At 56.4% G+C, this 26,967-nt stretch carries 32 protein-coding genes; 16 read left to right on the top strand and 16 right to left on the bottom strand.

Annotation, left to right across the window (positions count from 1 at the left end):
- Positions 1–65: 65 nt before the first annotated feature.
- From RCCS2_RS07245 to RCCS2_RS07215, 7 genes are all read left to right on the top strand, one after another.
- On the top strand, positions 66–593 hold the full coding sequence (locus tag RCCS2_RS07245) for a hypothetical protein (protein ID WP_008232796.1): 528 nt from the start codon (positions 66–68) through the stop codon (positions 591–593).
- Positions 590–1,177 (top strand): molybdenum cofactor guanylyltransferase MobA, encoded by a 588-nt coding sequence (mobA, locus tag RCCS2_RS07240; RefSeq protein WP_008232795.1) that lies wholly within the window; start codon positions 590–592, stop codon positions 1,175–1,177. Before RCCS2_RS07245 ends, mobA begins: the two co-directional genes overlap by 4 nt.
- Positions 1,174–1,665, top strand: a complete 492-nt coding sequence (gene mobB, locus RCCS2_RS07235; RefSeq protein WP_008232792.1) for a molybdopterin-guanine dinucleotide biosynthesis protein B — start codon at positions 1,174–1,176, stop codon at positions 1,663–1,665. The genes mobA and mobB overlap by 4 nt, the downstream gene beginning before the upstream one ends.
- A complete protein-coding gene (locus tag RCCS2_RS07230) occupies positions 1,662–3,752 on the top strand; it encodes a molybdenum cofactor synthesis domain-containing protein (protein WP_008232790.1) in 2,091 nt (696 codons plus the stop codon). The genes mobB and RCCS2_RS07230 overlap by 4 nt, the downstream gene beginning before the upstream one ends.
- Positions 3,752–4,330, top strand: coding sequence for a GNAT family N-acetyltransferase (locus RCCS2_RS07225; protein WP_008232789.1), 579 nt, complete (start codon positions 3,752–3,754; stop codon positions 4,328–4,330). Before RCCS2_RS07230 ends, RCCS2_RS07225 begins: the two co-directional genes overlap by 1 nt.
- Before the next feature lie 192 nt (positions 4,331–4,522).
- Positions 4,523–4,711 carry a hypothetical protein gene (locus RCCS2_RS07220; protein WP_008232784.1) on the top strand — a complete coding sequence of 63 codons (189 nt, stop codon included), beginning with the start codon at positions 4,523–4,525 and terminating at the stop codon, positions 4,709–4,711.
- A gap of 110 nt (positions 4,712–4,821) precedes the next feature.
- Positions 4,822–5,439 (top strand): TetR/AcrR family transcriptional regulator, encoded by a 618-nt coding sequence (locus RCCS2_RS07215; RefSeq protein ID WP_008232782.1) that lies wholly within the window; start codon positions 4,822–4,824, stop codon positions 5,437–5,439.
- Between the two features lie 272 nt (positions 5,440–5,711).
- Here RCCS2_RS07215 and RCCS2_RS07210 read toward each other — a convergent pair whose 3' ends face one another.
- Positions 5,712–6,824 (bottom strand): S-(hydroxymethyl)glutathione dehydrogenase/class III alcohol dehydrogenase, encoded by a 1,113-nt coding sequence (locus tag RCCS2_RS07210; RefSeq protein WP_008232780.1) that lies wholly within the window; start codon positions 6,822–6,824, stop codon positions 5,712–5,714.
- Positions 6,825–6,934: 110 nt separating this feature from the next.
- Between RCCS2_RS07210 and RCCS2_RS07205 the strand changes: the two genes are divergently transcribed.
- Both RCCS2_RS07205 and RCCS2_RS07200 read left to right on the top strand, forming a co-directional pair.
- Positions 6,935–7,198: an I78 family peptidase inhibitor gene (locus RCCS2_RS07205; protein WP_008232778.1), complete on the top strand. Its 264-nt coding sequence runs from the start codon at positions 6,935–6,937 to the stop codon at positions 7,196–7,198.
- A 214-nt stretch (positions 7,199–7,412) separates the two neighbouring features.
- The gene (locus RCCS2_RS07200) at positions 7,413–7,748 is read left to right on the top strand and encodes a DUF2794 domain-containing protein (protein ID WP_008232777.1); all 336 of its coding nucleotides are present in this window, start codon (positions 7,413–7,415) and stop codon (positions 7,746–7,748) included.
- On the opposite strand, the gene RCCS2_RS07195 is transcribed toward RCCS2_RS07200, so the two are convergent.
- From RCCS2_RS07195 to RCCS2_RS07185, 3 genes are all read right to left on the bottom strand, one after another.
- Positions 7,745–8,560, bottom strand: a complete 816-nt coding sequence (locus tag RCCS2_RS07195; RefSeq protein ID WP_008232775.1) for a C40 family peptidase — start codon at positions 8,558–8,560, stop codon at positions 7,745–7,747. The genes RCCS2_RS07200 and RCCS2_RS07195 overlap by 4 nt on opposite strands.
- Positions 8,557–9,936 carry a leucyl aminopeptidase family protein gene (locus RCCS2_RS07190; protein WP_008232773.1) on the bottom strand — a complete coding sequence of 460 codons (1,380 nt, stop codon included), beginning with the start codon at positions 9,934–9,936 and terminating at the stop codon, positions 8,557–8,559. The genes RCCS2_RS07195 and RCCS2_RS07190 overlap by 4 nt, the downstream gene beginning before the upstream one ends.
- Before the next feature lie 75 nt (positions 9,937–10,011).
- Positions 10,012–10,428 carry a hypothetical protein gene (locus tag RCCS2_RS07185; protein WP_008232770.1) on the bottom strand — a complete coding sequence of 139 codons (417 nt, stop codon included), beginning with the start codon at positions 10,426–10,428 and terminating at the stop codon, positions 10,012–10,014.
- A gap of 112 nt (positions 10,429–10,540) precedes the next feature.
- On the opposite strand from RCCS2_RS07185, the gene RCCS2_RS07180 reads away from it, so the two are divergent.
- The 4 genes from RCCS2_RS07180 (at position 10,541) to RCCS2_RS07165 (ending at position 12,962) form a co-directional block, all read left to right on the top strand.
- Positions 10,541–11,188: a carbonic anhydrase gene (locus tag RCCS2_RS07180; RefSeq protein WP_037293704.1), complete on the top strand. Its 648-nt coding sequence runs from the start codon at positions 10,541–10,543 to the stop codon at positions 11,186–11,188.
- 293 nt (positions 11,189–11,481) lie between these two features.
- Entirely contained in the window at positions 11,482–11,964 is a 483-nt protein-coding gene (locus RCCS2_RS07175) for a hypothetical protein (RefSeq protein ID WP_008232760.1), read from the top strand.
- A gap of 99 nt (positions 11,965–12,063) precedes the next feature.
- Positions 12,064–12,441, top strand: coding sequence for a hypothetical protein (locus tag RCCS2_RS07170; protein WP_037293702.1), 378 nt, complete (start codon positions 12,064–12,066; stop codon positions 12,439–12,441).
- A 104-nt stretch (positions 12,442–12,545) separates the two neighbouring features.
- Positions 12,546–12,962, top strand: coding sequence for a hypothetical protein (locus RCCS2_RS07165; RefSeq protein ID WP_008232755.1), 417 nt, complete (start codon positions 12,546–12,548; stop codon positions 12,960–12,962).
- 152 nt (positions 12,963–13,114) lie between these two features.
- On the opposite strand, the gene zapE is transcribed toward RCCS2_RS07165, so the two are convergent.
- From zapE to greA, 10 genes are read right to left on the bottom strand one after another with little or no spacing between them, the layout of a single operon-like run.
- Positions 13,115–14,170, bottom strand: a complete 1,056-nt coding sequence (gene zapE, locus RCCS2_RS07160; protein WP_008232752.1) for a cell division protein ZapE — start codon at positions 14,168–14,170, stop codon at positions 13,115–13,117.
- A 45-nt stretch (positions 14,171–14,215) separates the two neighbouring features.
- The gene (locus tag RCCS2_RS07155; protein WP_156788475.1) at positions 14,216–15,142 is read right to left on the bottom strand and encodes an alpha/beta fold hydrolase; all 927 of its coding nucleotides are present in this window, start codon (positions 15,140–15,142) and stop codon (positions 14,216–14,218) included.
- 40 nt (positions 15,143–15,182) lie between these two features.
- Positions 15,183–16,097 carry an ornithine cyclodeaminase family protein gene (locus tag RCCS2_RS07150; RefSeq protein ID WP_008232749.1) on the bottom strand — a complete coding sequence of 305 codons (915 nt, stop codon included), beginning with the start codon at positions 16,095–16,097 and terminating at the stop codon, positions 15,183–15,185.
- The gene (locus tag RCCS2_RS07145; RefSeq protein WP_008232748.1) at positions 16,094–16,714 is read right to left on the bottom strand and encodes an HAD family hydrolase; all 621 of its coding nucleotides are present in this window, start codon (positions 16,712–16,714) and stop codon (positions 16,094–16,096) included. Before RCCS2_RS07145 ends, RCCS2_RS07150 begins: the two co-directional genes overlap by 4 nt.
- 30 nt (positions 16,715–16,744) lie before the next feature.
- Positions 16,745–17,698, bottom strand: coding sequence for a DMT family transporter (locus RCCS2_RS07140; protein ID WP_008232747.1), 954 nt, complete (start codon positions 17,696–17,698; stop codon positions 16,745–16,747).
- Positions 17,695–18,141 carry a YaiI/YqxD family protein gene (locus RCCS2_RS07135; RefSeq protein ID WP_008232746.1) on the bottom strand — a complete coding sequence of 149 codons (447 nt, stop codon included), beginning with the start codon at positions 18,139–18,141 and terminating at the stop codon, positions 17,695–17,697. Before RCCS2_RS07135 ends, RCCS2_RS07140 begins: the two co-directional genes overlap by 4 nt.
- Entirely contained in the window at positions 18,138–18,965 is an 828-nt protein-coding gene (gene fghA, locus RCCS2_RS07130; protein WP_008232745.1) for an S-formylglutathione hydrolase, read from the bottom strand. Before fghA ends, RCCS2_RS07135 begins: the two co-directional genes overlap by 4 nt.
- Before the next feature lie 38 nt (positions 18,966–19,003).
- The gene (locus tag RCCS2_RS07125) at positions 19,004–19,933 is read right to left on the bottom strand and encodes an AEC family transporter (protein ID WP_008232744.1); all 930 of its coding nucleotides are present in this window, start codon (positions 19,931–19,933) and stop codon (positions 19,004–19,006) included.
- A 5-nt stretch (positions 19,934–19,938) separates the two neighbouring features.
- Positions 19,939–20,916, bottom strand: a complete 978-nt coding sequence (locus RCCS2_RS07120; RefSeq protein WP_008232743.1) for a hypothetical protein — start codon at positions 20,914–20,916, stop codon at positions 19,939–19,941.
- Positions 20,917–20,930: 14 nt separating this feature from the next.
- Positions 20,931–21,401 carry a transcription elongation factor GreA gene (gene greA, locus RCCS2_RS07115; protein ID WP_008232742.1) on the bottom strand — a complete coding sequence of 157 codons (471 nt, stop codon included), beginning with the start codon at positions 21,399–21,401 and terminating at the stop codon, positions 20,931–20,933.
- Between the two features lie 202 nt (positions 21,402–21,603).
- On the opposite strand from greA, the gene RCCS2_RS07110 reads away from it, so the two are divergent.
- Both RCCS2_RS07110 and RCCS2_RS07105 read left to right on the top strand, forming a co-directional pair.
- Positions 21,604–23,250: an electron transfer flavoprotein-ubiquinone oxidoreductase gene (locus RCCS2_RS07110; protein ID WP_008232741.1), complete on the top strand. Its 1,647-nt coding sequence runs from the start codon at positions 21,604–21,606 to the stop codon at positions 23,248–23,250.
- Positions 23,251–23,271: 21 nt separating this feature from the next.
- On the top strand, positions 23,272–24,126 hold the full coding sequence (locus tag RCCS2_RS07105) for an FkbM family methyltransferase (RefSeq protein ID WP_008232740.1): 855 nt from the start codon (positions 23,272–23,274) through the stop codon (positions 24,124–24,126).
- Between the two features lie 60 nt (positions 24,127–24,186).
- On the opposite strand, the gene RCCS2_RS07100 is transcribed toward RCCS2_RS07105, so the two are convergent.
- Positions 24,187–25,344, bottom strand: coding sequence for a DUF418 domain-containing protein (locus RCCS2_RS07100; protein WP_008232739.1), 1,158 nt, complete (start codon positions 25,342–25,344; stop codon positions 24,187–24,189).
- Between the two features lie 151 nt (positions 25,345–25,495).
- Between RCCS2_RS07100 and RCCS2_RS07095 the strand changes: the two genes are divergently transcribed.
- Positions 25,496–26,314: an alpha/beta fold hydrolase gene (locus RCCS2_RS07095; protein WP_008232738.1), complete on the top strand. Its 819-nt coding sequence runs from the start codon at positions 25,496–25,498 to the stop codon at positions 26,312–26,314.
- 20 nt (positions 26,315–26,334) lie between these two features.
- Here RCCS2_RS07095 and RCCS2_RS07090 read toward each other — a convergent pair whose 3' ends face one another.
- Positions 26,335–26,826: a PAS domain-containing protein gene (locus tag RCCS2_RS07090; RefSeq protein ID WP_037293699.1), complete on the bottom strand. Its 492-nt coding sequence runs from the start codon at positions 26,824–26,826 to the stop codon at positions 26,335–26,337.
- Between the last annotated feature and the right edge of the window lie 141 nt (positions 26,827–26,967).

The raw sequence follows: 26,967 nt of genomic DNA, 5'->3' as shown, positions 1-26,967 counted from the left end.
GAAACAAGTCAAATCGCCCGTGTGGGTGATGGCGACAATAAGCTGCTGATGCATAAAGGACCCCAATGACCGAAAGTGATCGCATAACTGTCCAGTATGATGATGCAACCCAAGCGATGCGTGCGTTGGCGCGTATGCGCAAGTTTGGGCTTGGCGCGCCAGCCGACCACCTTGCGGTTGAATTCATTCGCGTCGCTTTCATACTTATCCCGGGTTTTCTGCTTATAATGAATGTTATCATGCCGCGGGATTGTATTGCGTTTTATACCGGATATTTCTTTCTCCGGTGGTTCGACCGATACGCTAAACCCAGAATACTTGCAGCCACCGGCCCAGTGGCATTCCGAAACAGAAAACCCGGCCCGCTGACAATTCAGCTTGACGCAGATGGCGTCAGTTCACAGTCCAACTTTGGCAGTTTGACGCTTGGATGGGCCGATATCCCGCCACCGCGTATTTTCAGCAATGGTGTGCTTATTCGTGTGTACGATGAACAATCGCTCGCGATTGACGCGGACATGCTTCCTGATGGCATGACACCCAGCGCGCTGGGTGAAAAGATCCAGCGCTGGCAAGCGGTAACAGACACATGAAACAACCCCTCGGCGTCATTCTCGCAGGTGGTCAAGCCACGCGTATGGGCGGCGGCGACAAAGGGCTTTTGCCTTTGGGCGGTGGCACCATCCTGTCCCATGTCATCGACCGTCTGGAGCCACAGGTTGCTGCACTCGCGCTGAACGCAAACGGCGATCCGAAACGCTTCAAACATCTCAACCTTCCCGTTATCCCCGATAGCATCACGGGCTTCGCAGGCCCCCTGTCCGGCGTCCTTGCGGGGCTTGACTGGGCCGCATCCCAAGGTGCCAGCCATATCGTCACCGCTGCCGCCGACACACCCTTTTTTCCGTGCGATCTGGTCCCGCACCTTCTGCAAGCTGCCGAACAAGCAAACGCGCAAATCGCGCTCGCCCGCACACCAGACGGGCGGCACCCCACCTTTGGCCTCTGGCCCACCGCCTTGCGCGATGACCTGCGCGCAGCGCTTAACAATGGTCTGCGCAAAGTCGTCCTGTGGACCGACAAACATGGTGGCACCACAGCCCATTTTCCCGATGATGCCGCCTTTTTCAACGTGAACACCCCGGATGATCTGGCCAAAGCGGAAACCATGCTATGAAAATCTACGGCGTCACAGGTTACAAGAACGCTGGCAAAACCGGCCTGATGGAACGGCTGGTCACTGAAATCACGGGGCGCGGTTTTACCGTCTCCACCCTCAAACACGCGCACCACAGTTTTGACGTCGACCACCCCGGCAAGGACAGCTATCGCCACCGGCACGCAGGCGCGCATCAGGTGCTGCTGTCATCACGTGCGCGCTGGGCACTGATGACAGAACTACGCGAAAACGATGAGGTACCGCTGGCGGATCTGCTCAAGCAACTCGACCCCGTCGATCTGATCCTCGTCGAAGGCTACAAACGCGACAAACACCCCAAGATTGAGGCCTACCGCAGCGCAAACAACCACCCCCTCATCGCCCAAGAAGACGAAACCATCCGCGCCATCGCCTCCGATTGCGCCTTGGATGTCACGCAACCCCAATTCGATCTCAACGATACCAAAGCCATCGCCGATTTCATCCTGTCAGAGGTCGGCCTGTGACGTTCGACAAAGTCATCATGGTCGACTGGTCGGGCGGTAATGACCGCGGCCTGCGCCCCGTCAAAGATGCCATCTGGGCCTGCATTGCCACCGCTGGCGTGGCCGAAGACCCTATCTATCTACGCAACCGCCAACTGGCCGAAGATTGGCTGGCAGACACCCTCGCAACACTCCAATCCGCAGGCCACCGTGTGCTTGTGGGCTTCGATCTTTGTTTTGCCTACCCCAGCGGTTTCGCCACTCATTTGATCGGATCAGAAGACACGCTCGCCCTGTGGGACTGGTTCGAGGCCCGCGTGCAGGACAGCCCCAAAGCCAACAATCGTTTCGATCTGGCAGGCGATATCAACGCACGCTTTCCCGGCACGGGCCCCTTCTGGTTCAACGGCCTCGCCCGCGATATCGCGCATCTGCCGCGCAAGGGAAACGACCGCACAGCCGATCACGGTCTGGCCGAAAAACGCGCCGCCGATATCGCCATCCCCGGCAGCTTTTCCCCCTGGCAGCTGGCTGGCGCAGGGGCGGTCGGCGGACAAGTCATCATGGGCCTGCCGGTTCTATCGCGTCTACGCAAACGCTTCGGTCCGTCACTCTCTGTCTGGCCGTTTCAGGCTCCCGATGCCCAAATCGTTCTTGCGGAAACTTACTTCTCACTCCTCCCTGATTTGATCGCAAACGATCCCAACCCAATCAAGGACGCCGCGCAAGTCTCACTCTACGCCCGCGCCTTTTCGGCCCTACCGGCAACCGACTTGGAAATACTCTTTGATATTGAAGGCACGTCAGAAGGCTGGGTCCTTGGCGCCGGACAATCCCAGATGCTGCGCAACGCCCTGACGACCAATCCACCCCCGCTCAAAAATGACTGCTTTGCGATGCCTCAAGGCGCGCATTGGACACCCGTGGACGACGCCCACCAACACCTGCGCGACAAGCTGACCTGCGTGACAGGCACCGAAACTGTGCAGGTGAAAGACGCGGCCAACCGTTTTCTGGCCCAAAACGCTCAGGCCATCCGGTCACACCCGCCTGCCCCGAATGCGGCGGTCGACGGCTATGGCTTTACCGGTCCTGCACCCGCAGGCATCACGCGGTTGAAACTGGTCGATGGCCGCTCCGCCGCCGGTGCGCCTTATGACGGCACTGTCCCACTTGGCCATGCGATCCGCATCCTGACCGGAGCGAACCTGCCCGAAGATGTCGACACCGTCGTTTTGCAAGAGGACGTTAACACCACCGATACTGAGATCAGCTTTCACGGCCCCCTCAAACGCGGGGCAAACGCGCGGGATGCAGGCGAAGACATGCAGGCGGGCGAAACAATCCTGCAAAAGGGGCGCAAGATCACGCCCGCCGACCTTGGGATGCTATCCGCCGCTGGCGTTGGCACCGTCACAGCCCATAAACCCTTGCGCGTTGGCATCCTTTCCACAGGGGACGAACTGCGCGAACCGGGCGACACCACAACCGACGGACAAATCTACGACGCCAACCGCCCCATGCTCTCTGCCTTGGTGGCTAGCTGGGGGTACAAAGTCATCGACCTGGGGCGCGCACCCGACAATCGTGACACACTGCGCACGATCCTCGATGATGCCACCACGAACTGCGACGTCATCCTGTCCTCTGGCGGGGCATCGGCGGGGGACGAAGACCATATGTCAGCACTGCTTGAAGGCACCGGTTCCTTCGCCCTGTGGCGGATCGCCATGAAACCCGGGCGCCCCCTTGCGCTTGGCCTGTGGCGAGATACCCCTGTCTTTGGCCTGCCGGGCAACCCCGTCGCCGCGATGGTGTGCGCGCTGGTTTTTGCTGCACCGTCGCTGGGTGTCATGGCAGGTGGCGCTTGGCAGAACCCCACGCGCTATCAGCTACCTGCCGCCTTCAGCAAATCGAAAAAAGAAGGACGCCGCGAATATCTGCGCGCGCGCGTCGAGGACGGCCAAGTCATCATCTTTCCCTCCGAAGGGTCTGGGCGGGTTTCAGGGCTTAGCTGGGCAACAGGGCTTGTAGAACTTGACGATCCGGCGCAAAAGATCGCTCCCGGTGATTTGGTCACCTACATCCCATTCAACAGCTTTGCGTAATGAAGATCACCGTCGGGATCCCCCAAAAAGACCGCGAAGAGGCGGCGGCGCTCTATTGGAACGCTTTCGGCGAAAAGCTTGGGTTCACCTTGGGGCCAAAGTATCAGGCGCTGATGTTCGTCCGGTCTGTACTGCGGCCAGATCACGGGATTTGCGCGCATGATGACGATGGCAAGCTGCTGGGGATCGCCGGGTTCAAAACGACCCACGGTTCATTGGTGGGCGGCGATTTCAAAGACCTGCGCAAGATCTATGGCTGGACCAGTGCCGCGATCCGCATCTCTCTGCTCGGGCTGCTTGAACGAGATGTTGAGAATGAACGCTTTCTGATGGACGGTCTTTTCGTGGCACCCGAAGCACGGGGTTCTGGCGTCGGAACTGCCCTGCTTGACGCGATCATCGACGAAGCAAAACGGCGCGGCTACACCCAAGTGCGGCTTGACGTGGTCGACACCAACCCGCGCGCCAAAGCACTCTATCGGCATGTCGGGTTTAAAGAGCTTAAGACAGTTAAAATCGGGCTGCTCAAACACATTTTCGGGTTCAGCGCGTCCACCACTATGGTGCGGGACGTCTAAGGCCAAGCCGCCAGTATAAGTTTCTCAGGCACAAGAACACGGCGTATGCAGGCATGCGTCTGCGCCAATTCAATCTCATCACCAAAGCTGATCGTAAAAAAGTGAACCGTTCGGTTCATTTTCATCTTGCAATCTAAACTGAACTGTTTAGTTATTCCTTACGAACCGAAATTCTCAAGAAGGAACCACAGCATGTCCCGTATCTTCTTTGCCCTCACCGCAGCCGCTTTCGTCGGCATCGCAGCCCCTGCCTCGGCCCTTTCGCTTCAGGTCAACTTCCCCACGCTGACCTATCCGCCGCAGCCCACGCCAGACGTCAGCCAAGGGTGTAGCGAAGTGACAAAACTATCCGGCTATACTTGCACCCCCACGACCAAGTAACGCTGGTTTGGCGATGGGGCCCCTCATCCCCCCGGGTCCCATCGCCGCTATCTCCTTGCTGCAAATGAACTGATCGGTTTATAATGCAAACCTCAGGAGGAGCACCCAATATGCCAGATGGCGCAATCGAACCCAAAAAAGGACGGAAATTTGATCAGGTGCTGGAAGGCGCCCGGCAAGTCTTTTTATCTGACGGTTTTGAAGGAGCCTCGGTCGATGATATCGCCAAGGCGGCTGGTGTCTCTAAGGCGACGCTTTACAGCTACTTTCCTGACAAGCGGTTTCTGTTCATGCAAGTGGCTAAAACCGAATGCGCCCGCCAAGCCGACCATGCCATCGAGACAATCAACATGGACGCCCCCGTGCGCGAGGTTCTTTGCGACATCGCAGTGGAAATGGTCGATTTTATAACGTCAGAATTTGGAAAGCGCATCTTTCGCATCTGCGTCGGCGAAAGCGACCGTTTCCCAGAGCTTGGACGCGAATTTTACGAAAGCGGCCCCCTGCTGATCCGTCATCGTTTGGTGGATTTCTTTCATAAAGCGGTGGATCGTGGCGAACTTGAAATTACGGACTATGAGCTGGCCGCCGAACAATTCCACGAACTCTGCAAAGCGGACCTCTTTCCGCGCATGGTCTTCAACATGACCGACGAATTCACCCGCGCGGAAAAAATGCGCGTCGTCAACGGCGCGGTCGAGATGTTCATGGCAAGGTATGCGGTTTAGGGCGAGAGCTAAACACCAAATTCAATATGAAAGCGAGAAGCATTTGGATAATTAGCCAAAAGCACCTCGACTTCCTTGATTGCCCGTTTTGCTAAGCCGCTTCGAACATGAAAGCGAAAAACTGGATCATAGTGATCTACATCACTCTGAGAAAAATCATACCGTGAGTTTTTTTCGCAGGGTTGCCCACACCGTTTCAACGGCATTCATAAAATCATGCCGTTCCAAGGCATTATCTGGGTAAAAAATTATTCGGACCTCAACAGTATCCCTCAAAACTCTACCACAGCCCGAATGGATTTCCCTTCGTGCATCAGATCAAACCCCTTGTTGATGTCATCAAGGCTCAGTTTATGGGTGATCATCGGATCAATCTCGATCTTGCCTTGCATGTACCAATCCACAATCTTCGGCACATCCGTCCGACCTGACGCGCCACCAAAGGCCGTTCCACGCCAGCTTCGCCCTGTGACCAACTGAAAAGGCCGCGTCGAAATCTCGGCGCCCGCAGGGGCCACGCCGATGATGATGCTTTCGCCCCACCCCTTATGCGCGGCCTCCAACGCCGTGCGCATCACGCCCACATTGCCGGTCGCATCAAAGGTGTAATCTGCACCCCCACCCGTCAGCTCAACAAGGTGAGCTACCATGTCACCCTCAACATCCTTGGGGTTCACAAAATCGGTCATGCCGAACTGCGTCGCCATCTCGACCTTGCCGGGGTTTAGGTCGACACCAACAATCTGATCGGCCCCCGCCATACGCAGGCCCTGAATAACATTCAGGCCAATGCCACCCAGACCAAAGACAATCGCAGTCGACCCAATCTCAACCTTAGCGGTGTTAATCACCGCGCCAATACCCGTGGTCACGCCGCAACCGATATAGCAAATCTTATCAAACGGGGCGTCCTCGCGGACCTTGGCCAAAGCAATCTCTGGCAGCACCGTATGGTTCGCAAAAGTCGAACAGCCCATGTAGTGCAAAATCGGTGTGCCATCGAGCATGGAAAACCGCGACGTGCCATCGGGCATCACACCCGCCCCTTGGGTCGACCTGATTTTTTGGCACAGGTTCGTCTTGGGGTTCAGACAGTAATCACACTCGCGACATTCCGGCGTATAAAGCGGGATCACGTGATCACCCGGTTTCAGGCTGGTGACACCTTCACCAACCTCAACAACCACACCGGCACCTTCGTGACCCAGAATGGCCGGGAACATGCCTTCTGGATCAGCGCCAGACAGGGTAAACTCATCCGTGTGACAAATGCCTGTGGCCTTGATCTCAACCAGAACCTCACCGGCTTTGGGGCCTTCAAGGTTCACTTCCATCACCTGCAGCGGTTTACCCGCCTCAAGTGCAACAGCCGCACGTGTCCGCATGTCCAAAACTCCCTCTTCTTCACAAAAGACGATCAGGCAAACGTCGGCAAATTTCAACACCTCTGTGCGGGCATGCTTGCGTTTACAGCGAAAGCAGCAACAATGGCGTCATGAAACGGATTATCGCCCTTATCGCCTTGGCAGGCTGCACTGCCACCGAACCGCCACTACCGCCGCAACTCGACGATACCTGCGGCGCGCGCGACTATGCCGATCTGATCGGTCAAGACGCCACAGCGCTTGAACGCGTGCTGCTGCTTGGCCCCGTCCGCGTGATCCGCCCCGGCGATATGGTGACGATGGATTTTCGGCCTGATCGTGTGAATTTCAAGATCGACGAAAACGAAACAATCCAAGGCGTGGACTGCGGCTAGCTATGTGGGGGAAACGAAGGTCCCCGATGTCACGAACTGGGTGGGGGCTATTGACCGCAACATCGGGGTAGCATTTCGCTATGCCGTTAATGTTGCAATGACTTGTGTTCCCAGTTGGCAGGCGCTGCGGCGTCCAAGTGTTCATTTTACGGCATAAGAATGGCGGCGACAGAAGAGCGCTTGATTTTGCAGGGGTTTGACGCAAGTCTACAGTATGACGTTTCAGCCAACCTCCCCATTTCATGCGCCTGAACAGGTCGCGTTCCACCGCAAAGAGCTTAATGTGATTCTCAGCCTTTATGGGCGCATGGTCGCCGCAGGGGAATGGCGCGACTACGGCATGTCGCATCTCCGCGATGTTGCCATATTCTCGGTGTTTCGGCGGACGGCAGAGAACCCGCTTTACAAGATTGAAAAACGTCCCAAGCTGCGGCTGAAACAAGGGCAATACGCAGTGATCGGGATGGATGGGCAGACCCTGAAACGCGGCAACGACCTGCGGCAGGTCTTGCGGGTGCTGGAACGCAAGCTGATCCGCGCGGTGGATTAAAGCCGTCTTTGCGCAATCACCGGGCCATCGCCCTGTGCTTCAATCCGCAGGATCGCCTGCCCAATTGGTTCATATACCGTTGCCATATGATGTGCATTGGCGTGTAGCAACGTGTCCACATCCACCATCATACCAACGTGCCCATTCCAGAAAATCAGATCGCCGCGCTGATAATCCCCTTCAAAGGGCTGACCCAATTCAGCGCATTGCATGTCACTGTCCGCAGGACACGCGATACCACAGGCCGATAACCCCGCCGCAATGAGACCAGAACAATCAATCCCCAGGGCCGAATTGCCACCCCACAAATAGGGTACACCAAAAAACAGCTGCATGACCGTTGCAGGGTCAGTGAAAGGGCGATCCAGCCCGCGCAAATGCTTCTTGGGCACAAACCCCACATTGGTCTCATAGAACCGGCAGCGTTCATCCAACACAGTGACACGCGCCCCAAAGGGCAGATGATGCAAATCAGGCGATTTGAAATCGTCGCCCTGATACGCATGGGTCGCAATCGTCGCCACCGCATGCGACGGTGCAGCGACCTGACCCAAAACACCACTGCGGACATATCCTACATACTCATCCGCGGCCTGCACAAAGGACCATCCGTCGCGGTCCTCAAACACCGAAACCTCTGCCCCCATCAACAACTGCCGGTCGCGCGATCCATCCGGGCGGGCACACAGGTCCACAACGGGGGAAGCCACCATGGCAGGCTGGCCATCAACATAGCGCTCCGCCTCTACCGATCCGGCCAAATGCATCGCTGCGACGCGGCCGTTGGCAGGTGTCAGGCGGCGGTCGCTCACAGCTTCAACATCTCTGGCAGCGCCTCAAGTATGGCGCGGGCACCCATGCCAACCCCACCGCGGGGGCGGGACGGCGCAGAACTGGGCTGCCAGCCATAAATGTCAAAGTGCATGTAAGGGCTTTCAACAAAGCGGCGCAGGAACAAAGCAGCGGTAATCGACCCCGCAAACCCACCCTTGGGCGCGTTATCCAAATCAGCAATCCCCGGCTCGATCATCGCCTCGTAAGGTTCATGAAACGGCATCCGCCACACCGGATCAGCGACCTTGCGCGCGGCCTTGGCCACCGCATCGGCATGGCCATCATCATCGGTATAAAACGGTGCGATATCGGGGCCAACCGCGACACGCGCAGCCCCCGTCAGCGTCGCCATCGAAATCACCAGCGCCGGATCATCCTCATCCGACAGGGTCAACGCATCGGCCAGCACCAACCGCCCTTCGGCATCTGTGTTGTTAATCTCAACAGTCAGGCCTTTACGCGATGTCAGAATGTCCTGCGGGCGAAAGGCGTTGCCATCAATACTATTCTCGACCGCCGGGATCAGCACACGCAATCGCACCGGTAGTTCCAGCGCCATGATCATATGGGCCAGACCAAGGACAGTGGCCGCGCCGCCCATGTCTTTCTTCATCAGCCCCATCGAACTCCCCGGTTTGATATTCAAACCGCCGGTATCAAAACACACACCCTTGCCCACCAGCGTCAGCTGCGGGCCCGTGTGACCCCATCGGATGTCAATCAGGCGGGGGGCGCGGGTCGATGCACGGCCCACGGTGTGGATCATCGGGAAATTGCTGGTGATCAGGTCATCACCTGTTGTCACATTCACACCGGCATCATGCGTCACTGCCAGCGTGCGCGCCGCTTCCTCCAACTCATCCGGACCCATGTCAGAGGCGGGGGTGTTGATCAACTCGCGGGTCAGCGCCTCGCCATTGGCGATGATGGCAATGCGGGCGGCGTCAACCTGCTCCGGGGCTGCCAACCCGGCAATTAGGTCAGATGGCTTGACGTAGCGGTCATAGCTGTAACCGGCCAAAAGCCACGCAAGGGCGGCCTCCTCTAGATCATCGCCCTTTAATCCGCTGGCGATCTCATAGGTCCCCTCTGGCAGCTTTCGCGCCACTGCACCCATGTGAAACCGATTGCGCGCGCGTTTATCCGGGGTGCCGAAACCGACCAGCACTTGCGCCAGATCGCCCTGCGCGTCTGGCACGGTCAATATCTGGCCCAGCGCGCCCGAAAACCCTTGCGCCTTCGCCCACGCCCGGCCTTCGGCGGTTAGACGGGCAAGTGCCGCATCAACAGCGTCCCCCGCAACAACATGAAGTGGAATGGCGGCGTCGGTCGGTTCGGCAAAAGCCAGCGGCATTGTGTATCCCTTTGGTTTGGTTCAGGTCGCAATCTGAACCAGCCATCCGCTCGCCGCAAGGTGAAGAACGCGTCGCTACAAATCCCGAAACTCCCACACCTCGGACACTGCAACATCGAAACCGCGCTCAAGCCGCGCCATCGTTGCATCCAATCCGATGCCGTCTTCTTGCGCCAGACAGTTCAGCACATGACCCACAGCAACCGCGACCTCGGTCAGGCCCATCTGGTCGGCGATGGCCCCGATACGGCGCGCAGGCCGTTCCATGGTGTCAAAGGTATGTTCAGCCATCGCGCGTTGCAGCATATCCAGCCGCATGGCGATGTCTTCCAACATACGGCACACGATTTCTTCGGCGTCATGCATGCTACGCTCGGCAAAAAGCCGTGACAGGGGCGCCGGATCAAAGTGCATTTGATGATGGCAGGACAGAACCACAACATCTGTTGAAGCATCTGTATCGGAGGCTGGGAACGGTGTGATATTTTTCATGAAAGTGGTTTTAGGAAAACAAGGTTCCCAGAAGGTTGAGACCGGCACGAAAAATCTCTCGAAATTCTCGAAAATGCGACGTATCTGTGCAGAAGCAACGAAAGACACCGCCATGCAGCACGCACGCCCCCTGCCCGCCTATCTGGTTAACCGCTATCACGGCTGGAAAGCGACGATCTATACAGAAAACCGGGGCTGGTATCGCAGGCTGGCCGAAGATGGGCAGCATCCGCGCTCCATGGTCATCTCCTGCTGTGACAGTCGGGTGCATGTCACCTCGATCTTTGGGGCGGATCAGGGCGAGTTTTTCATTCACCGCAACATCGCCAATCTGGTGCCGCCATTTAACCCCGACGGGCATCACCATGGCACGTCGGCGGCTGTTGAATACGCGATCCGCGGCCTGAAGGTGGCGCATCTTATCGTGCTGGGTCATTCCGGCTGCGGCGGTGTTGAAGGGTGCTATAACATGTGTTCCGGCAACGCCCCCGAACTGGAAGAGGCCAGCAGCTTTGTGGGCCGTTGGATGGATATCCTGCGTCCGGGCTTTGCAGATTTGCCCGAAGGCGACGACGCATCGCGCAAACAAGCCCTTGAAAAAGCATCTGTCGTGATCTCATTGGAAAACCTGATGACATTCCCTTTCGTAAAGGATGCCGTAGAAAGCGAAGCGCTGTCCATCCACGGGCTTTGGAATGACATCGGCGAGGGCAGCCTAGAATCCTACGATCCGAAATCGGGCACATTCAAAACGATCTAAGGCGATGCACGCCTGTCAGTTTAGACCGGCAAACATGGGCCGTTCGTGATAATTGTTACAAATTTGTCACGAATACGAATATCACCCTACCTGCACTTGCCCTGCTGAGGGGTCGCATTGTTTATTCACGACAATGTGAACGTAAGTGTGTGCGCTGTTTAAGATTTTTTACAAACACCGAAAAAGCTCAAAGCGCCAAAATCACCTGTAGTTTCATCAGTTCCATCTCAAACATTTTAAACAACAAATGCATAAGCGGCGGCTATGGCCTGCCGCAATAAGTGGAGACCCTCATGCGAAAACCCCTTTTGGCTTTGCCATTTCTGGCCCTTGCGGCCTGTTCTTGGACACCACTCGATGAGTGCAAGCGCGATGTATTCTTCGAAGGGCTCGATCTTGAAAAGCAAGTGCAGGTGACCGAACGCAACCTCCGGCGTGGATATGGGGTGGGCGAAATGAACGCCTCTGAATTCCTTGGCGCTGACGAATTGGCATGGCGCAGCAGATGCCAGAGTGTAGCGCCAGACGGTACAATCGCAGAGTTCAACTGCGAAGTTCTTCTTGGCGCAGGAAATGAAAGAGTGCCGATTTCCATGCGCAGTGAGCGCCGCCTCCGCGAGCGCTTCATCGAACGTCTTGGTGGCGAAACCAGAGCCGACACAGAAGTCTTTGTCGCGCGCGAATTTGCAAAATGTGAACAGGCAAACCCCGGCCTTGTCGGACAAAACGAACATTTCTCCAGAGATGGCGCAAAAGAACTTTCGATACGTCAGTAACAATAACGCTTTCGCTGTTCAGGCAGGCCGCCATGACGCGCTGCTTGCTTGGATGGCGGATAGCGTGATTGCCACACAAATAGACGACAAGGAACAACAATGCGAAACGCCTTACTTTTGCTGCCTATGGCTGTCTTGACCGCCTGCGCCTCCCCTCTGGAGCGGTGCATAGACGACGTGACCTATCTCCATAACCGGGAGACCGCGAAGCTGGATAGATTGGCCAGCGATATTGATCGGGGCTACCGCCTGGAAGACGCCACACGTTACAAACGCAGCAACGAAAATTGCGAAAATATCTTTGCCCGCGAGAATGATCCGTGTTGGGCGTGGATTGAAGAAACCTATGAAAAGAAAGTGCCCGTCAATATCAGCGCAGCCCGACGGGAATTAGCTGCCGGGCGTGCAGAGCAGAACAGGCTACAGCCCATTATAAATCAACGGGTTGCCGCCTGCCGGAGAACACACCCCGAATAGATCGCTGATCGTAGAAACCTCACAAACCAACAGGATAAATAATGACATCTTATCAACATCTTACGTCTATTATGAACCCAACAAAAATACTCCGAAAGCTCCCAATGAAAAAATATCTACTCGCCTCAGCGCTCGTCACTCTTTCTGCATGCGGTCTTGGGAACAAGATTTGTGAATTTACATTCGACAACAATATACAGGGTATGAAAAACGATATCTCATTTGCAGAAAATAACCTCGAACGAGGGTACGCCAGAGGGATCGAAGTCGAGTCCATGCGAAGTCTGAATTTGTCGGAAGTGAATACCGACCCAGAGTTCCGGACCGCACGCTGTATCGCCCCAGATCTGGACGGAAATGATCGCCGTTACCTGTGTTACTACCAGCTTGTTTCACAGGGGGGCGAAAGAATTCGGATTGACCCGGACTTTGAACGACAGGTTATCGCAGATACGACACGCGAATTGGCCGAAAAGCGGGCAAACCGTGCGCAGGAAATACAGACATGCATGGGAAACTAGTCGCACTGTAACCTGTTGACAGAAAACACGACCTGAAAACACATGTAGATGCTGCGCGGGATGTTGGTGATTGGCGTATACCAAAAATTCACCACATACCGCGCAGCATTTTGGACGTTTTTATACTGCGGCAAAACCTATCCGCCTTCGGCCTAAGCTGCCCAATCGGCCGACTGCATTTCGCGCAATCGACTTGCCGTGCGTTCAAACTCAAACGTTCCGGTGCCTTCAACATAAAGCATCTCTGGCGGGGCGGCTGCCGAACAGATCAACTGAACGCGCGCCTCATACAGCGCATCAATCAGCGTCACAAACCGCTTGGCTTCATTAAAATTGTGCCGCGACAGCGCCGGGATATCCTCAAGGATCAGAACGCGTACCGCCTCGGCCAGTGCCAGATAATCGCCAGCCCCCAAAGGCCGCCCGCACAAATCAAAGAACTTTGCCTTGGCCACCCCGTTGTGAAAATCGGGCAATTCGACCTGACGTCCCTTCACATGCAAGACCAAAGGTTCCGATTTTCCGTTGCTCAGGTGTGCCCAGATATCTGCAATCGCCTGCCGCGCGGCCTGATCAACTGGGGTAAAATAGCTTGGTGTGCCGGCCAGCCGATCCTGACGATAGTCAGTGTCGCTTGCCAACTCATGCACGACCATCTTTTCTTTCAAAAGTGCGATGAACGGTGTGAACAGCTGACGGTTCAACCCATCCTTATAAAGATCATCAGGCGGGCGGTTCGAGGTGGTGACCACAACAACGCCACGCGCAAACAAAGCCTCGAACAACCGGCCCACCAGCATCGCATCGGTGATGTCGGAAATCTGCATTTCATCAAACGCCAGAAAACGAACCTCATCAGCCAGTTTTGCTGCCACAGGGGCCAATGCATCATCGACACCACGCTTGCGCGCCTGCGTCATCTCAGCATGAACCCATTGCATGAAGGCATGAAAATGGCGGCGCTGTTTTGGGGCATCAACCAAATCATACAGCAAATCCATCAGCATGGATTTACCACGACCAACCCCTCCCCACATATAAAGGCCGGGAATGGCGTCAGGGGCTTTGCGAAAAAACCCACCACGTTTGACGGGTTCTGCCAAAGCAGCGCGCACGCGCTCCAACTCTGGTAACACGGCAAGCTGCGCATCATCGGCATGAAGTGTGCCTGCCGCGACCGCCTGCTGATATGCCTCTTGTACTGTCATCTGATTGGGATAGCGCGCAGTCTGCGCAATGAAAAGCAGGGCCTGTCAGCCACGCAGTGTTGCACGCAACGCATTAGCCAATTCCTTGCCGTGGGTATAGGGCAAACCATGGTCTGCCCCGGCGATCACTTCTTGACGGGCATCGCGGTTCCACAAACCCAATTCACCCACCGCACGCAAAGGTATGATCGGGTCCGCGCCGCCCCAAATCGCCGTAACCGAAATCCCTTGCCGGAACAGCTTGCGATGGTCGTCTTCCAGATTTTCCGCCAGCATACCCCGGCGGCTGGACAGAATGGCAGGCAGATAACCGCGGCGGTTCAACTCATTACGTTGGGCTTGCAGGACGGCATCAACATCACGGGTTGCACCCTGCGCAGGGATCGCGTTGCGGATGCGTTTATGGCCAAACATCGCATGCGCCCAATCACCCAAACCGGGCACCCGGCGGCAAAACCGCGAAAAGCGGCTTTCGTTGATTTTGACACCAGCGCTGGCAATCAAAATAACCCGATTGACGCTATGGGGATATTCCGTCGCAAAGGCTGTCGCGATGCTGCCGCCCATGGAAAAACCTGCAATCGTCAGTTCTTCTGTCAGCCCATGATAGGCGCAAAGATCGGATAGTTGTCGCAGGAAAAACGCACGATCCTGTTTGCCTGCCGGAGCATCAGACAAACCACGCCCGTAAAGATCATACATCAAAACGCGATAGCCCAGTTTACCCAACCCATCGGCCACCGCCTCCATTGAGATCATGGGCGATGCCACGCCATGCACGACCACAGCCACCGGTCCCCGGGCCGACCCGGCCCACCGGCAATGGGTGACACCCTGCGAAAGCTGAATGAATTCGCCTTTGGCTCCATGACGCTCGGACGGACCAATGGCCGGACGGCTGCGTTCAACGATGAAAGGGCGCGCCGCGACATATGCCGCAACAACAATCGCCACAGGTACCAAGAACCACACCAACAAAAGAAAAGCCTTTCACGCAAACAATTTGCGCCTCTTAGACTGAACCAGACCAGGCTTCCAGTATGTACCTGGCCGTCATCAAATCCAGATGCGCGCCACCGCCGTTCTTAAACAGGGTAATCTCGGCGGGATTATGGCGTTTGAAGCGATTTAGCTGATAGTAATCGGCAACCACGTCATCAGCATCAAATGCGCCTGACGCGATGGGGATTTTCAACTCACCTATATGTCCGATCGTGGTCTCACGACTGTCCACAAAAACACGCGCGCGTTGCAACGCCTTATCATCCACCTCGCGCATGTCCGGGCGATAAGCGCCAATCAGATCCACATGCTGGCCGGGCTGCAACCACGCCCCTTTGATAAGCGGTTCGGTTGTCATCGTGGCCGATGTAATCATATCGGCACCTTTCACCGCCGTTTCCAAATCGTCCGCGATTGCAATATCCGGAAAGGCCGCTTGCAGTGCCTCTGCCCCTGCCTGCGACCGGTTCCAGACCGTAAACTGCACCTGCGGAAAAGCCGCACCATAAGCCTCGCGCAGCGAATGCCCAACGGTCCCGGCCCCCACAATCAGGATATTTTTGCTATCTGGCCGCGCCAAGCGCCGGGCCGCCAACAGACTATCGCCCGCCGTCTTCCACTTGGTCACCAAAGCGAAATCTAAAATCGCCTCCAGCGTCCCATCGCGCCCTGAAAACAGGTTCACAGCCCCGCCAATCGCAGGCTTGCCGGCGGCTTTGTTGCCAGGAAAGATCGTCGCGCATTTCACTGCCAATCCCAGCCCCGCGATCCAGGCCGAACGGTTCAGCAGTGTATTGTCACCCTCATAAAGAAACACATCGGCCACATCCGCCTTGGGCCCGTCATGCCCTGCCGCCAATGCATCTGTCAGCGCCAGCCAATCAAGGTTCCTTTGGCCTTCCTCAAAGGGGATCAGCACGGTCATGCTGCCGCCTCTTTGCCTAGCAACCCTTCGGCCACCAACCTGTCAGCCCAGCCCTGTGGCCCTTCAAACAAATGCGTTTGCCAACCACGCGCAGCCGCCACATGAATATTGTCAATCCGGTCATCGGCAAACAGCAGGCCACCGGGCGGCACCCCGCAATCATCCTCGACCATTTGGTAGATATCAGCCTCCGGCTTGATCACCCCCATATGGCCCGAGATATAACGGCGGTCGAATTCGTCCAAGAACGGATAAACAGGTTCGGCAATTTCAAATGTCTGAATACCAAAATTCGTCAGCGCAAAGACAGGCACACCCGCGCCACGCAACGCCCGCAACAATCGGACTGAATGGTCAATCGCCGGGGCCGCCATCTCGATCCAGCGGTCGTGCCACATCATCACCTCATCATGCCAATCAGGGTTCGCCTTGGCCGCAGCGACAATCGTGTCATGGAAATTCCCGCCGCGATCGACCTCATCATTGATCCCGTGCAGGTCAATGGCGGCAAACATCGCACGGCGGCGGTCTGCGCCGATGACACCATCAAAAAACCGTTCCGGCTGCCATTCGATCAGCACGTTTCCGATATCAAACACAACGGCCTGAATGCCCATAACCACTCCTATCTCTAACTGATCCGAACCCTAACGCCGCAAAGGCCGCTGTAAAGCACCCGGCTTGACCTGCGCCTCGCGCCAGATCGTGAATAGCCCTGCCCCAAGGATCAGCACCATACCCAGATAATCCCATGCATCGGGAAATTCGCCAAAAATCACCATGCCGAAGATAACCGACATCGGCAGCGCCAGATATTCAAACGGCGCTACATAGGATGCCTCGGCGACGCGGTACGCCTGAGAAATCAGATAACCGCCCAGCCCGATCCCCACACCGATAATCAGGAAAACAGGATAATCCGCTACCACAGGCCAGCTCCATGCGCGGAACAGGAACGCCAGCGATGGATCAGACTGATCGCCAAACCGGCCATCGCCCACGATCAAACCAAAGGAAACCCCCACGATGATGAACATCAGTTGGATATAAAACGCCATCGTCGCCGCACTCTCGGTCCCGCCAATCCGGCGGGTGGTGATATGGATCGCCGCATAGAAAAACGCGGCCGCCAATGGTAGAAGCGATGCCACCTGAAATGACGCCGTGCCGGGGCGCATCATCACCAGAACCCCAATGAACCCCACGCCAATCGCGGCCCAGCGCCTTGGCCCCACAACTTCACCCAGAAACAGAACCGAAAACAGCGTGATCACCAGCGGGCTGATAAAGAAAATCGCCACCGCATCGGCCAAAGACATCGCTGCCAACCCCAGAAAGAAGGTCATATTGGCAAAGACAACGCACAGCCCGCGAAACATGTGCATTTTCAGCTTCTTGGTACGCGCCAGCGCCCGGCCTGTCGTCATAGGCGCAATCACACAAACGATAATCAGCAACCCAATGACCGACCGGATCAGCACCACCTGATGCAGCGCATAACCCCCGCTCAGAAACTTGATCGCCACATCATTGATGGCAAAAAAGGTCACTGCAAACGTCGCACAAATCGCGCCAAGCTTGGCGTTGGACATCTGCGTCATAGCTTTGCCGCCGCGCGCACAGCCCGTTCCAGCCCATCCAGAAACCGCGCCCTGTCTGCTTTGCTAAACGGCTTGCCGCCGCCTTGCCGGAACGGATCAGCGGCGCGCATATCGGTCATCAAATCACGGGTCGCCAGCACATTGCCGATATTGGCCTGCGTCAGCGCCTCGCCATTATGTTTCAGCACCAGCGCACCGTTCTCGATGCAGCGCGCGGCCAGCGGGATATCACCCGTGATCACCACATCACCGTTGGTTGCCCGATCTGCAATCCACATATCGGCCACGTCAGGGCCATCGGGCACCACCACAGTTTCCACAAACGGATTGGGCGACGGGCGAATGCCGCCATTCGACACCACAAACATGCGCAGCTTATGCCGCGTGCCAACCCGTTCCACCTCGGCCTTCACCGGGCAGGCATCGGCGTCCACATAGATCACGCGTAAAGCGCCTCTGCATGAAAGGCGACATGATCTTCCATGAAGGTCGCGATAAAGAAATACGAATGGTCATAGCCCTTTTGCAACCGGACTTGGCCTTCCTGCCGCTTGGCAGCCATGGCTTGGGCCAAATGTTCGGTCCCCAACAAATCGCCAAACTGATCATCGGTGCCCGTGTCAATCAACACAGGACCATCAAAGCCTGCGTCCTGCATCAACAAGGTCGCGTCATGCGGACCCCAGTTCGCCTCATCCCCCCAATAGGCGGCAAACTGTTTGCGGCCCCAATCGCTTGCGGTCGGATGACAAATTGGCGCGAAAGCAGACACGGACTTAAACCGCCCCGGCAAAGCCATCGCCATCGTCAGCGCACCATGACCACCCATGGAATGGCCCGCGATGGATTGGCGCGACATATCCAACGGGAAATTCGCGGCCAACAGCGCGGGCAATTCATCGGTCACATAAGTCCACATCTTGAAATGCTGATCCCAAGGGGCCTGCGTCGCATCAATATAAAAACCCGCACCTTGCCCCAGATCATAGGCCTCATCATTTGGCACATCATCGCCCCGCGGCGAGGTATCAGGATACACCAAAGCAATCCCCTGCTCAGCAGCCCAGGCCTGCGCGCCCGCCTTCGTCATCGCGTTCTCATGGGTGCAGGTCAGACCGGACAAAAACCACAGCATAGGGACCGGACCATGGGCGGCCTCTTCGGGTAAAAACACCGCAAAGGTCATATCACAGGAACAAGCCTTTGAGGCATGTTTGTAAACGCCCTGCGTTCCACCGTAACAGCGATTTTCAGATATCGTTTCCATGCGCGCACCCTTTCGTTTCTCCAAGGGCTAGCGCAGGTTCAGAACGTTGTCACCCACGCAATGATCAGCGACACGGTCACGACGCTCGCCGCTGTCGATAGCAAGATCGCGGCAGATACGCGGGTCGGGGCAACGCCATAGTGTTGCGCCAGAATATATACATTGCCCGCCACAGGCAGGGCAGCGGCGGCAATCATCACACCGGCAGCATAAGGATCAACGTCAAAGATAAAAAGCGCTGCAACCGCCACAGCCGCCGGGTGCAGCACCAGTTTGCAAAACGACAACCAGCCCGCAACGGCAACGCGTTCCGCCGATTTGCTGGCCAAAGATGCGCCAATCGCAAACAGCGCCCCGGGGGTCGCCGCAGCGCCCAACAAGGCCAGAAAATCATTCACGGGGCCGGGGATCGTCAGATTATTTGCAGACACAACCAGACCCAGCGAAATCGACACGATCATCGGGTTCTTGATCAGGCCAACGGCCACCGTCCACAAAATCTTGGGCGACATACGGCCATCGCGCGACCCTGTGATCAGGATCACTATCAAGCTGCCAAAGACGATCAGATCGACAGCCAGCACCATCATCACCGGGCCAACAGCGCCTTCGCCCAGCAGCAGCACAAGCATCGGAATACCCAGAAACCCCACGTTGCCGATCACGGCACATTGGCCTTCAACCGCCGCCTCTGTCATCGGCACCAGGCGCCGACGCGCCGCGCGCATGGCGATAAGGTACACAACCGTCGTGGCGCTCAAATACGCCATCACAAACTGCCAATCGAGGATCGCATCCAGCGACAAGTTTGCCGAAAACCGGAATAACATGGCCGACAGCGCAAAATAAAAGACGAACTTCGTCAGATAGGCCGTCGCCTCTTCCGAGAAGAATTTCGTCACGCCAGACCCATAACCCAAAGCAATGATCATGAAGAATGGCAGCGTTTGAAGGAAAATTTCCAACATGGGGCTTAATCAAACGTCCCCGTCGACCGGCCCAGCAACATAAAGGCACGCGCCGTCCGGGTTTCGGCCAGTTCCAGCAAATCAGTATCGGTCGCGTGTTCTTCGAAACTGACCAGCATCTGGTCAAAGCACCGCAGGAAATGATGCACCGAATCCCGAAAGATCGTATCTTCGCGTGTGCGTTTGCTGACCAAAGACAGATAGGCCTGCTCCTTTATCCCGCCCAGACGATCCACCGATTTGCCCCGCGCACCTTTGGCGAAACTGCGCCACAAATCAGCCGGGGCCGGCGGTGGGCGCAAATCATCCATATAGATCCCGTCCTGCGACAATAGGGTCAGCACATCCTGACTGGCCTGCACCAGTTTGCGCGCACCACGATCACGCAAGGCGCGGCGCAGGGCGGCAAACCCTTCGGTGTCATTTTCATCGTCGGGGAAATTCAGAGCCATGATAAAATCAGGGCGGTTGACCGGTGGGGTGGTGTCTTCTGGCGGGGTATCCAATGCAAGGGTCGGTTGGTCCACAGGGGCCTGCGGGGCCGCACGCGGCACGATCAGGCGGGACACCTCGCGCCGGGATGAAAAGCCAGATGGGCTTGCCTCAATGGCGGTCGAACCATTTTGCGGCGGCGAAATTGCTGGGCCCGCCGGGGCCGCCACATTGCTTTGCTGCGTGGCCAAAGCACCGCTCAGGCGTGATACTTCGGCTTGGGTCGCGTATAGATCTTCGCGCAAGTGACGCGCAGTACGGGCCAGCAAGGTCGCTATCCAGATCAAGGCAGCAGGAATAAAAACCGCGATCACCGCCAGCACCCACCGGCCAATGAAAAAACCACCATCGGGGCCAACCTGCGACATCGACCGCCAGAAAAATATGCCGATCACCACCATCCAACCTACCGCAAAGGCAATTGCAATTGCTTCGCCTTGGGTCAGCCCTTCTGCCTCGCGGGCTTTGTTTGTGGTGGGTTGCTGCGCCATCTTTTGCGCACGTCCTATTTATAAGCGATCGACAAAATCTCGTAGCTGCGCACACCACCCGGTGTCCGCACATCCACGCTGTCACCTTCATCCTTCCCGATCAAGGCCCGCGATAAGGGCGATTTCATATTCAGCTTACCGTTTTCGATGTCAGCTTCATACTCGCCCACGATCTGATAGGTCTTTTCCTCGTCCGTATCTTCATCGACCAATGCCACAGTCGCACCAAACTTAATGGTGCCAGACAGCTTGGTCGGATCAATGACATCGGCCAGCGAAATCACGCCTTCCAATTCTTTCACGCGGCCTTCGATGAACGACTGCTTTTCCTTGGCGGAATGGTACTCTGCATTCTCGGACAGATCGCCATGTTCGCGCGCCTCTGCGATCGCGCGGATAATCGCCGGGCGTTCCACCGTTTTCAGGTGCTTAAGCTCCGCATCCAGCTTGTCAAAGCCAGCTTGGGTCAGTGGTATCTTGTCCATCGTCACACCCCTCCGAGGGGAAAAAGTATAAATCCAGCGTTCATAGTCTATTAGAGCCGCGCCAAGTCAAGCCTATCCCGCGATTTGGTGTCGCGTGCGCGCATTTTGACGTTGTGTCTTGATTGCCCCTTAATCCTTGATCAGGTAACGCTTGGCGCGACTGATGAAAAGGGGGCCACCCCCAGAGTTTAGAGGATGCAACATGGCCGAGATTGAACGCGAAGCGATGGAATACGATGTAGTGATCGTTGGTGCAGGCCCCGCAGGTCTGTCTGCTGCGATCCGGCTGAAACAATTGGATGCTGATCTGAACGTCGTGGTCCTTGAAAAAGGGTCAGAAGTGGGCGCGCATATCCTGTCTGGTGCAGTGCTTGATCCTGTTGGCCTGAACAAACTGATCCCGGACTGGAAAGACAAAGGCGCACCGCTGAACGTGCCTGTAAAGGAAGACAATTTTTACATGCTGGGCGAGGCAGGGCAGATCCGCATCCCCAACTTTGTCATGCCGCCGCTGATGAACAACCACGGCAACTACATCGTCTCAATGGGCAATGTCTGCCGCTGGATGGCCGAACAAGCCGAGGAAATGGGCGTTGAAATTTTCCCCGGTATGTCCTGTTCCGAAGTCGTCTATGGCGACAACGGCGAGGTTAAAGGCGTGGTCGCCGGTGAGTTTGGCAAAAACCCTGACGGCACCCCCGGCCCATCCTATGAACCCGGCATGGAACTGCACGGCAAGTACGTCTTCTTGGGCGAAGGCGTGCGCGGGTCGCTCTCCAAACAGGTGATCGCGAAATACGATCTTGCGGCCAAATCCGATGTGCAAAAATACGGCCTTGGCATGAAGGAAATCTGGGAAATCGACCCGGAAAAGCATTCTGAGGGCACCGTGACCCACACCATGGGCTGGCCTTTGGAAGGCAACGCAGGCGGCGGGTCCTTCATCTACCACCTTGAGAATAATCAGGTCTACGTGGGCTTCGTTGTCCACCTGAACTACAAAAACCCGCATGTCTTCCCCTACATGGAATTCCAGCGGTTCAAGCATCACCCACAGGTGGCCGAACTGCTGAAAGGCGGCAAGCGGGTCGCCTACGGCGCGCGCGCCATTTCCGAGGGCGGTTATCAATCCATGCCACAGCTTGAATTCCCCGGCGGTGCTTTGCTGGGCTGTGCGGCTGGCATGGTCAACGTGCCGCGGATCAAGGGCAACCATAATGCCATGCTGTCCGGCATCGCGGCGGCTGAAGTCGCGGTTGACGCCATCAAAATAGGGCTCGGTGGCGACCTGCTGGATGGCTACGACAAGGCCGTGCGCAAAGGCGAGATCGGCGAAGACCTCAAGAAAGTGCGCAATGTCAAACCGCTGTGGTCCAAATACGGGCTGCTGGCGTCGCTTGGCATCGGCGGCATGGACATGTGGATGAACACCTTCGGGATCGGTTTTCTGGGCACATTGGCGCACGGCAAATCCGACGCCGACGCGACCGAAGAGGCCAGCAAGCACAAAGAAATCGACTATCCCAAACCGGACGGCACACTGTCATTCGACCGCCTGACCAACGTATCCTTCAGCTTTACCAATCACGAAGAAAGCCAACCCGCGCACCTGCACCTGATCGACCCATCAGTGCCTGTGGACGTTAACCTGCCAAAATACGCGGGCCCATCCGCACGCTACTGCCCGGCAGGTGTCTACGAATTCGTTGGTGAAGGGGACGACACAAAGTTCCAGATCAATTTCCAGAACTGCGTGCACTGCAAAACCTGCGATATCAAAGACCCCAGCCAGAACATCATCTGGACAGTGCCGCAAGGCGGGGACGGACCAAACTATCCGAATATGTAAGCGGTACAAAAAGGTGCGCCAATGAACCCGCTTTTCGCAGCACTGGACATCGGCGCGCCGGTTCGCATCCTTGATGTGGGCGCAAACCCGTTGATCGAAGGCGAGGTTTCGTACCGAAAACTTCTTGATCAAGGGGCGGCAGAGGTTGTCGGGTTCGAACCGCAACCAGATGCGCTTGCGGCCTTGAACGCGCAAAAATCAGATGCCGAATGCTATCTGCCAAGCGCCCTTGGCGATGGGCAAGAACATATGTTCCACGGGTTCCGGCAACCGGGTTTCAATTCTGTCTTCGCGGCAGATCCCGACAGTGCCGCACACCTTGGCTTTCAAGGCGGGCTGACAGAAACGAGCCGGACGCCTATTGGCACCGAAAAGCTGGATGATCTGGATGCCGTGCCAAAAGTTGATTTCCTCAAAATCGACGTGCAAGGCAGCGAACACAGCATCCTCGAACACGGGCGCAGCAAACTGTCAGAAGCAACGGTCGTCCAGACCGAAGTGCGGATGTTTCCGATTTACAAAGACGAACCACGTTATGGCGCGCTTGAAGCGGAACTTATCAAGCAAGGCTTTGAATTTCTGCGCTTTGCATCGCTCAAGCATGTCTGCCTGGCCCGCCGCTTTCGCAAGCAACTCAGGCGGAACCAGTTCGCGCAAGCGGTTGATGGGGATGCGTTTTTTGTCCGGGATATGCGCAACATCGCCAGTTTCAGTGATGTGCAGCTCAAAAAACTCGCCGTGATCGCCGATGCGATCATGCAAAGTTATGATCTGGCGCTTTATGCACTGGATACACTGGTGGAGCGCGACGTTATTCAAGCTGATCTGGTAGATTGGTACTTTAACCAAGTGCCACAATCAGCGCGCCGGGGATAGCCATGCCAACCCGCAGGTACAGCGCTGTGATCCTGCAATTCTCGTGACGCGACCAAAGCCCTAACGGGCCGTTCCGGCATAAGTGATCCGGCGCAACAAAAGCTCGAACGGGCCCTGCCGGAACCAAAGCCGCCACATCGCAATCATCACAATCAATAGCAAAGTCACCCCGATAGCGATCAAAGTGGCCGTCATCCTGTCCACCTCTTCCCACAGACCAAACCCGTAACCCGAAAAAATGGTCGTCAACAGGATGGATTGACCAAGATAAATACTCAGGCTGGACCCGCCAGCGCGCAGGACGCGCTGCATGACAGGCCCCGGGGGGCGGGCAATCGCAGCGATCAGACCCAGATAACCCAGTGTCGCCAAAGGCGCGATGCTTAAGGTCAGCGCCGCACCAGACAGGGTCGCGCCCCATTGCCACATCGCAGCCCCCAACAAGCTAAGCGCGGCGCCGGGAAGCAAACACACCCGCCGCGCACGCCGCCACAAAGGATGCGCGGCATTGTCGATCATCCCCGATTTGACAGCCGCCAGACCCAGACAAAACCACCCCAAAGCCGAGATCCCCTGAAATATCAGGAAAACAGGCAAAGTGATTGCAAAGCCAAAACTGCGAAAAATCGCAGTATCCAGAAAGCCACCTTCCACCAACACCGTACGCTCAAAATCAAGAAATTCGGCAGGTGTGTCATCGGGTATGAAAACCAGCACCGGGATGATGACAGCCTGCACAACCAGCAAGACGGCACCGAGGCGGACAAGGCGCCGTGCGGACCAATCCCGAAACAGATACAGAATTGATCCTGTGATGGCATAAATCACAAGAATATCGCCGGGAAAGAACAGCAATCCATGTGCCATGCCAAGCAGCAGCAAGCCAAGCATGCGGTTGCGATAAACCTTGCCAAAAGACAGCCCCCGCCTGTCAGCGGCACGCATCAAAAACCCCAACCCCACGCCAAATATGAACGAAAACAACCCATAGGTTTTCAAAAGCGCGAAACCATGCACCAGAAATAATGTAATATCATCGGCAGTGGATTGGGCGACCTGATCCGCGATGCCTGCAAGCGCCGAAAAGGCAATGTATTGGACGTTCACGATCACAATGCCAAAAAGCGCAATCAGGCGCAGATAGTCTGGCAAAAGGGCGCGCTCCATTGCGGCTGGCGTGCGTGTGCCGGGCGGTTCAGCTTCCATGATCTGCGTCATCCTGCGTACACCTTTTTCAGATCACTGTCTGTCCTGCATGTATGGTGGATCATGATCCACCATACGCCATCATATCTGCGCAGCTATCGCAGACAAGACAACCCGACACGTTTGCAGTAGTGCTTGGGCTGTGATCAGATAGGACATCGCTATGACATGGAAGCTTGACCAATCAACCGCGACCTCAGCTGGCACCGTTGCGTGGGGTCAGGCCGGTTCCGGCCCGCCGCTTGTGCTAGCGCACGGCTGGCCGTGGTCATCCTATAGTTGGCATCGGCTGATCCCGACCTTGGCACAAAAATTTACCGTCTATTGGTATGACATGCCGGGGTACGGACAATCCGAAAAAGGGGCGGATCAACGCACAGGCCTTGATGTTCAAGGCGAAACCTTCGCCTTCATGCTGAAACACTGGTCCCTTGATAGCCCACGCGTTATTGCGCACGACTTTGGGGGTGCAACGACACTGCGCGCGCATCTGCTACACGACAGCAACTTTGACCGCCTTGTGCTTATGAATGTCGTGGCGATGCGCCCTTGGGGGTCAGCGTTCTTTGATCACGTCGGGCGGCATGTGGATGCCTTTACCGGCCTGCCCCCGCATATCCATGCCGCCGTGGTGCGGGCCTACATCCAAGGGGCGCTCATCTCTGATATTGCGCCCAAAGATGTTGAGGCGCTGGTCGCCCCTTGGCTGACCGAAGACGGGCGTATCAGTTTTTACCGCCAGTTCGCACAAGCTGATGAACGCTATACCGCAGAGGTCGAACCAGTATTTAGCAAAATGCGCTGCCCCGTACAAATCCTGTGGGGCGCGGATGATCCATGGATTCCTGTCGACCGGGGGCACGCGTTGCATGATCTGATGCCAGACGCCGGGTTTGCGACATTGGCTGGCGTCGGGCATCTTCCACAACTAGAAGCGTCAGATCGCGTACTCAGCGCGCTAGCGGCTTTTCTTGATCACTAAGGCGCTACGGGTCATCGCGATCACAATTCAAATTCGGCAATGCGTTCCAGGCTGTTGGCCATCGCGCTATCCGCACGCGGCATCCGCCATCCGGCTTCTGTGACCAACTTTTCAATCAAACGCATATCGTAGGTCAGTGACGCGTTATAAGTCGCCAGTTCCCTTGTTGAACGGCTGGTAATATCAAACTGAGACCCGATAATAAGAGGCGCCCGATCAGGATGGGTCAGCTTTGTCAAAAGCAGCAAATTCAGAAAACGGCTGCCGTCCTTGCGTTCGTTTGCAATGACAAACTGACCTTGCGCGCGCGCCTCATCTGCCAAAAATGCGCGGATACGGTCCTTTGCAGGACCCGCCCCCGACGCAGGCTGAAGAAACCTGCAATTGCGTCCGATCATCTCTGCGCTGGTGTATCCGGTCATCTTGGAAAAAGCGGGATTGATAATCGTCAAAGGCGAGTCGTCCATTGCAGCATCAGCAACGACCGCTGGCACTTTCAAGTTGTGGATCAATTCTGCCAGGCCCCTTGGGGTGGTGTATTCGGTCAAGTCAGGACGTCCGTATTATCAATTAAGCCCCTATTTATCATGCGAAAACGACAGCATGTCTATCTGACCAAAAGTATATGTCGTCCCTGCCGGGCCATGGGCGAC

This window comes from Roseobacter sp. CCS2 (genome assembly GCF_000169435.1).
Classification (GTDB): domain Bacteria; phylum Pseudomonadota; class Alphaproteobacteria; order Rhodobacterales; family Rhodobacteraceae; genus Yoonia.
Note: the sequence above shows the minus strand (reverse complement) of the source record. Positions and strands in the feature narration are given on the sequence as shown.

Coding starts and splice junctions, on each gene's coding strand:
- RCCS2_RS07245 (WP_008232796.1), top strand. CDS start 66: ATGACCGAAAGTGATCGCATAACTGTCCAGTATGATGATGCAACCCAA.
- mobA (WP_008232795.1), top strand. CDS start 590: ATGAAACAACCCCTCGGCGTCATTCTCGCAGGTGGTCAAGCCACGCGT.
- mobB (WP_008232792.1), top strand. CDS start 1,174: ATGAAAATCTACGGCGTCACAGGTTACAAGAACGCTGGCAAAACCGGC.
- RCCS2_RS07225 (WP_008232789.1), top strand. CDS start 3,752: ATGAAGATCACCGTCGGGATCCCCCAAAAAGACCGCGAAGAGGCGGCG.
- RCCS2_RS07220 (WP_008232784.1), top strand. CDS start 4,523: ATGTCCCGTATCTTCTTTGCCCTCACCGCAGCCGCTTTCGTCGGCATC.
- RCCS2_RS07215 (WP_008232782.1), top strand. CDS start 4,822: ATGCCAGATGGCGCAATCGAACCCAAAAAAGGACGGAAATTTGATCAG.
- RCCS2_RS07210 (WP_008232780.1), bottom strand. CDS start 6,824: ATGCGGACACGTGCGGCTGTTGCACTTGAGGCGGGTAAACCGCTGCAG.
- RCCS2_RS07205 (WP_008232778.1), top strand. CDS start 6,935: ATGAAACGGATTATCGCCCTTATCGCCTTGGCAGGCTGCACTGCCACC.
- RCCS2_RS07200 (WP_008232777.1), top strand. CDS start 7,413: ATGACGTTTCAGCCAACCTCCCCATTTCATGCGCCTGAACAGGTCGCG.
- RCCS2_RS07190 (WP_008232773.1), bottom strand. CDS start 9,936: ATGCCGCTGGCTTTTGCCGAACCGACCGACGCCGCCATTCCACTTCAT.
- RCCS2_RS07185 (WP_008232770.1), bottom strand. CDS start 10,428: ATGAAAAATATCACACCGTTCCCAGCCTCCGATACAGATGCTTCAACA.
- RCCS2_RS07180 (WP_037293704.1), top strand. CDS start 10,541: ATGCAGCACGCACGCCCCCTGCCCGCCTATCTGGTTAACCGCTATCAC.
- RCCS2_RS07175 (WP_008232760.1), top strand. CDS start 11,482: ATGCGAAAACCCCTTTTGGCTTTGCCATTTCTGGCCCTTGCGGCCTGT.
- RCCS2_RS07170 (WP_037293702.1), top strand. CDS start 12,064: ATGCGAAACGCCTTACTTTTGCTGCCTATGGCTGTCTTGACCGCCTGC.
- RCCS2_RS07165 (WP_008232755.1), top strand. CDS start 12,546: ATGAAAAAATATCTACTCGCCTCAGCGCTCGTCACTCTTTCTGCATGC.
- zapE (WP_008232752.1), bottom strand. CDS start 14,170: ATGACAGTACAAGAGGCATATCAGCAGGCGGTCGCGGCAGGCACACTT.
- RCCS2_RS07150 (WP_008232749.1), bottom strand. CDS start 16,097: ATGACCGTGCTGATCCCCTTTGAGGAAGGCCAAAGGAACCTTGATTGG.
- RCCS2_RS07145 (WP_008232748.1), bottom strand. CDS start 16,714: ATGGGCATTCAGGCCGTTGTGTTTGATATCGGAAACGTGCTGATCGAA.
- RCCS2_RS07140 (WP_008232747.1), bottom strand. CDS start 17,698: ATGACGCAGATGTCCAACGCCAAGCTTGGCGCGATTTGTGCGACGTTT.
- fghA (WP_008232745.1), bottom strand. CDS start 18,965: ATGGAAACGATATCTGAAAATCGCTGTTACGGTGGAACGCAGGGCGTT.
- RCCS2_RS07125 (WP_008232744.1), bottom strand. CDS start 19,933: ATGTTGGAAATTTTCCTTCAAACGCTGCCATTCTTCATGATCATTGCT.
- RCCS2_RS07120 (WP_008232743.1), bottom strand. CDS start 20,916: ATGGCGCAGCAACCCACCACAAACAAAGCCCGCGAGGCAGAAGGGCTG.
- greA (WP_008232742.1), bottom strand. CDS start 21,401: ATGGACAAGATACCACTGACCCAAGCTGGCTTTGACAAGCTGGATGCG.
- RCCS2_RS07110 (WP_008232741.1), top strand. CDS start 21,604: ATGGCCGAGATTGAACGCGAAGCGATGGAATACGATGTAGTGATCGTT.
- RCCS2_RS07105 (WP_008232740.1), top strand. CDS start 23,272: ATGAACCCGCTTTTCGCAGCACTGGACATCGGCGCGCCGGTTCGCATC.
- RCCS2_RS07100 (WP_008232739.1), bottom strand. CDS start 25,344: ATGACGCAGATCATGGAAGCTGAACCGCCCGGCACACGCACGCCAGCC.
- RCCS2_RS07095 (WP_008232738.1), top strand. CDS start 25,496: ATGACATGGAAGCTTGACCAATCAACCGCGACCTCAGCTGGCACCGTT.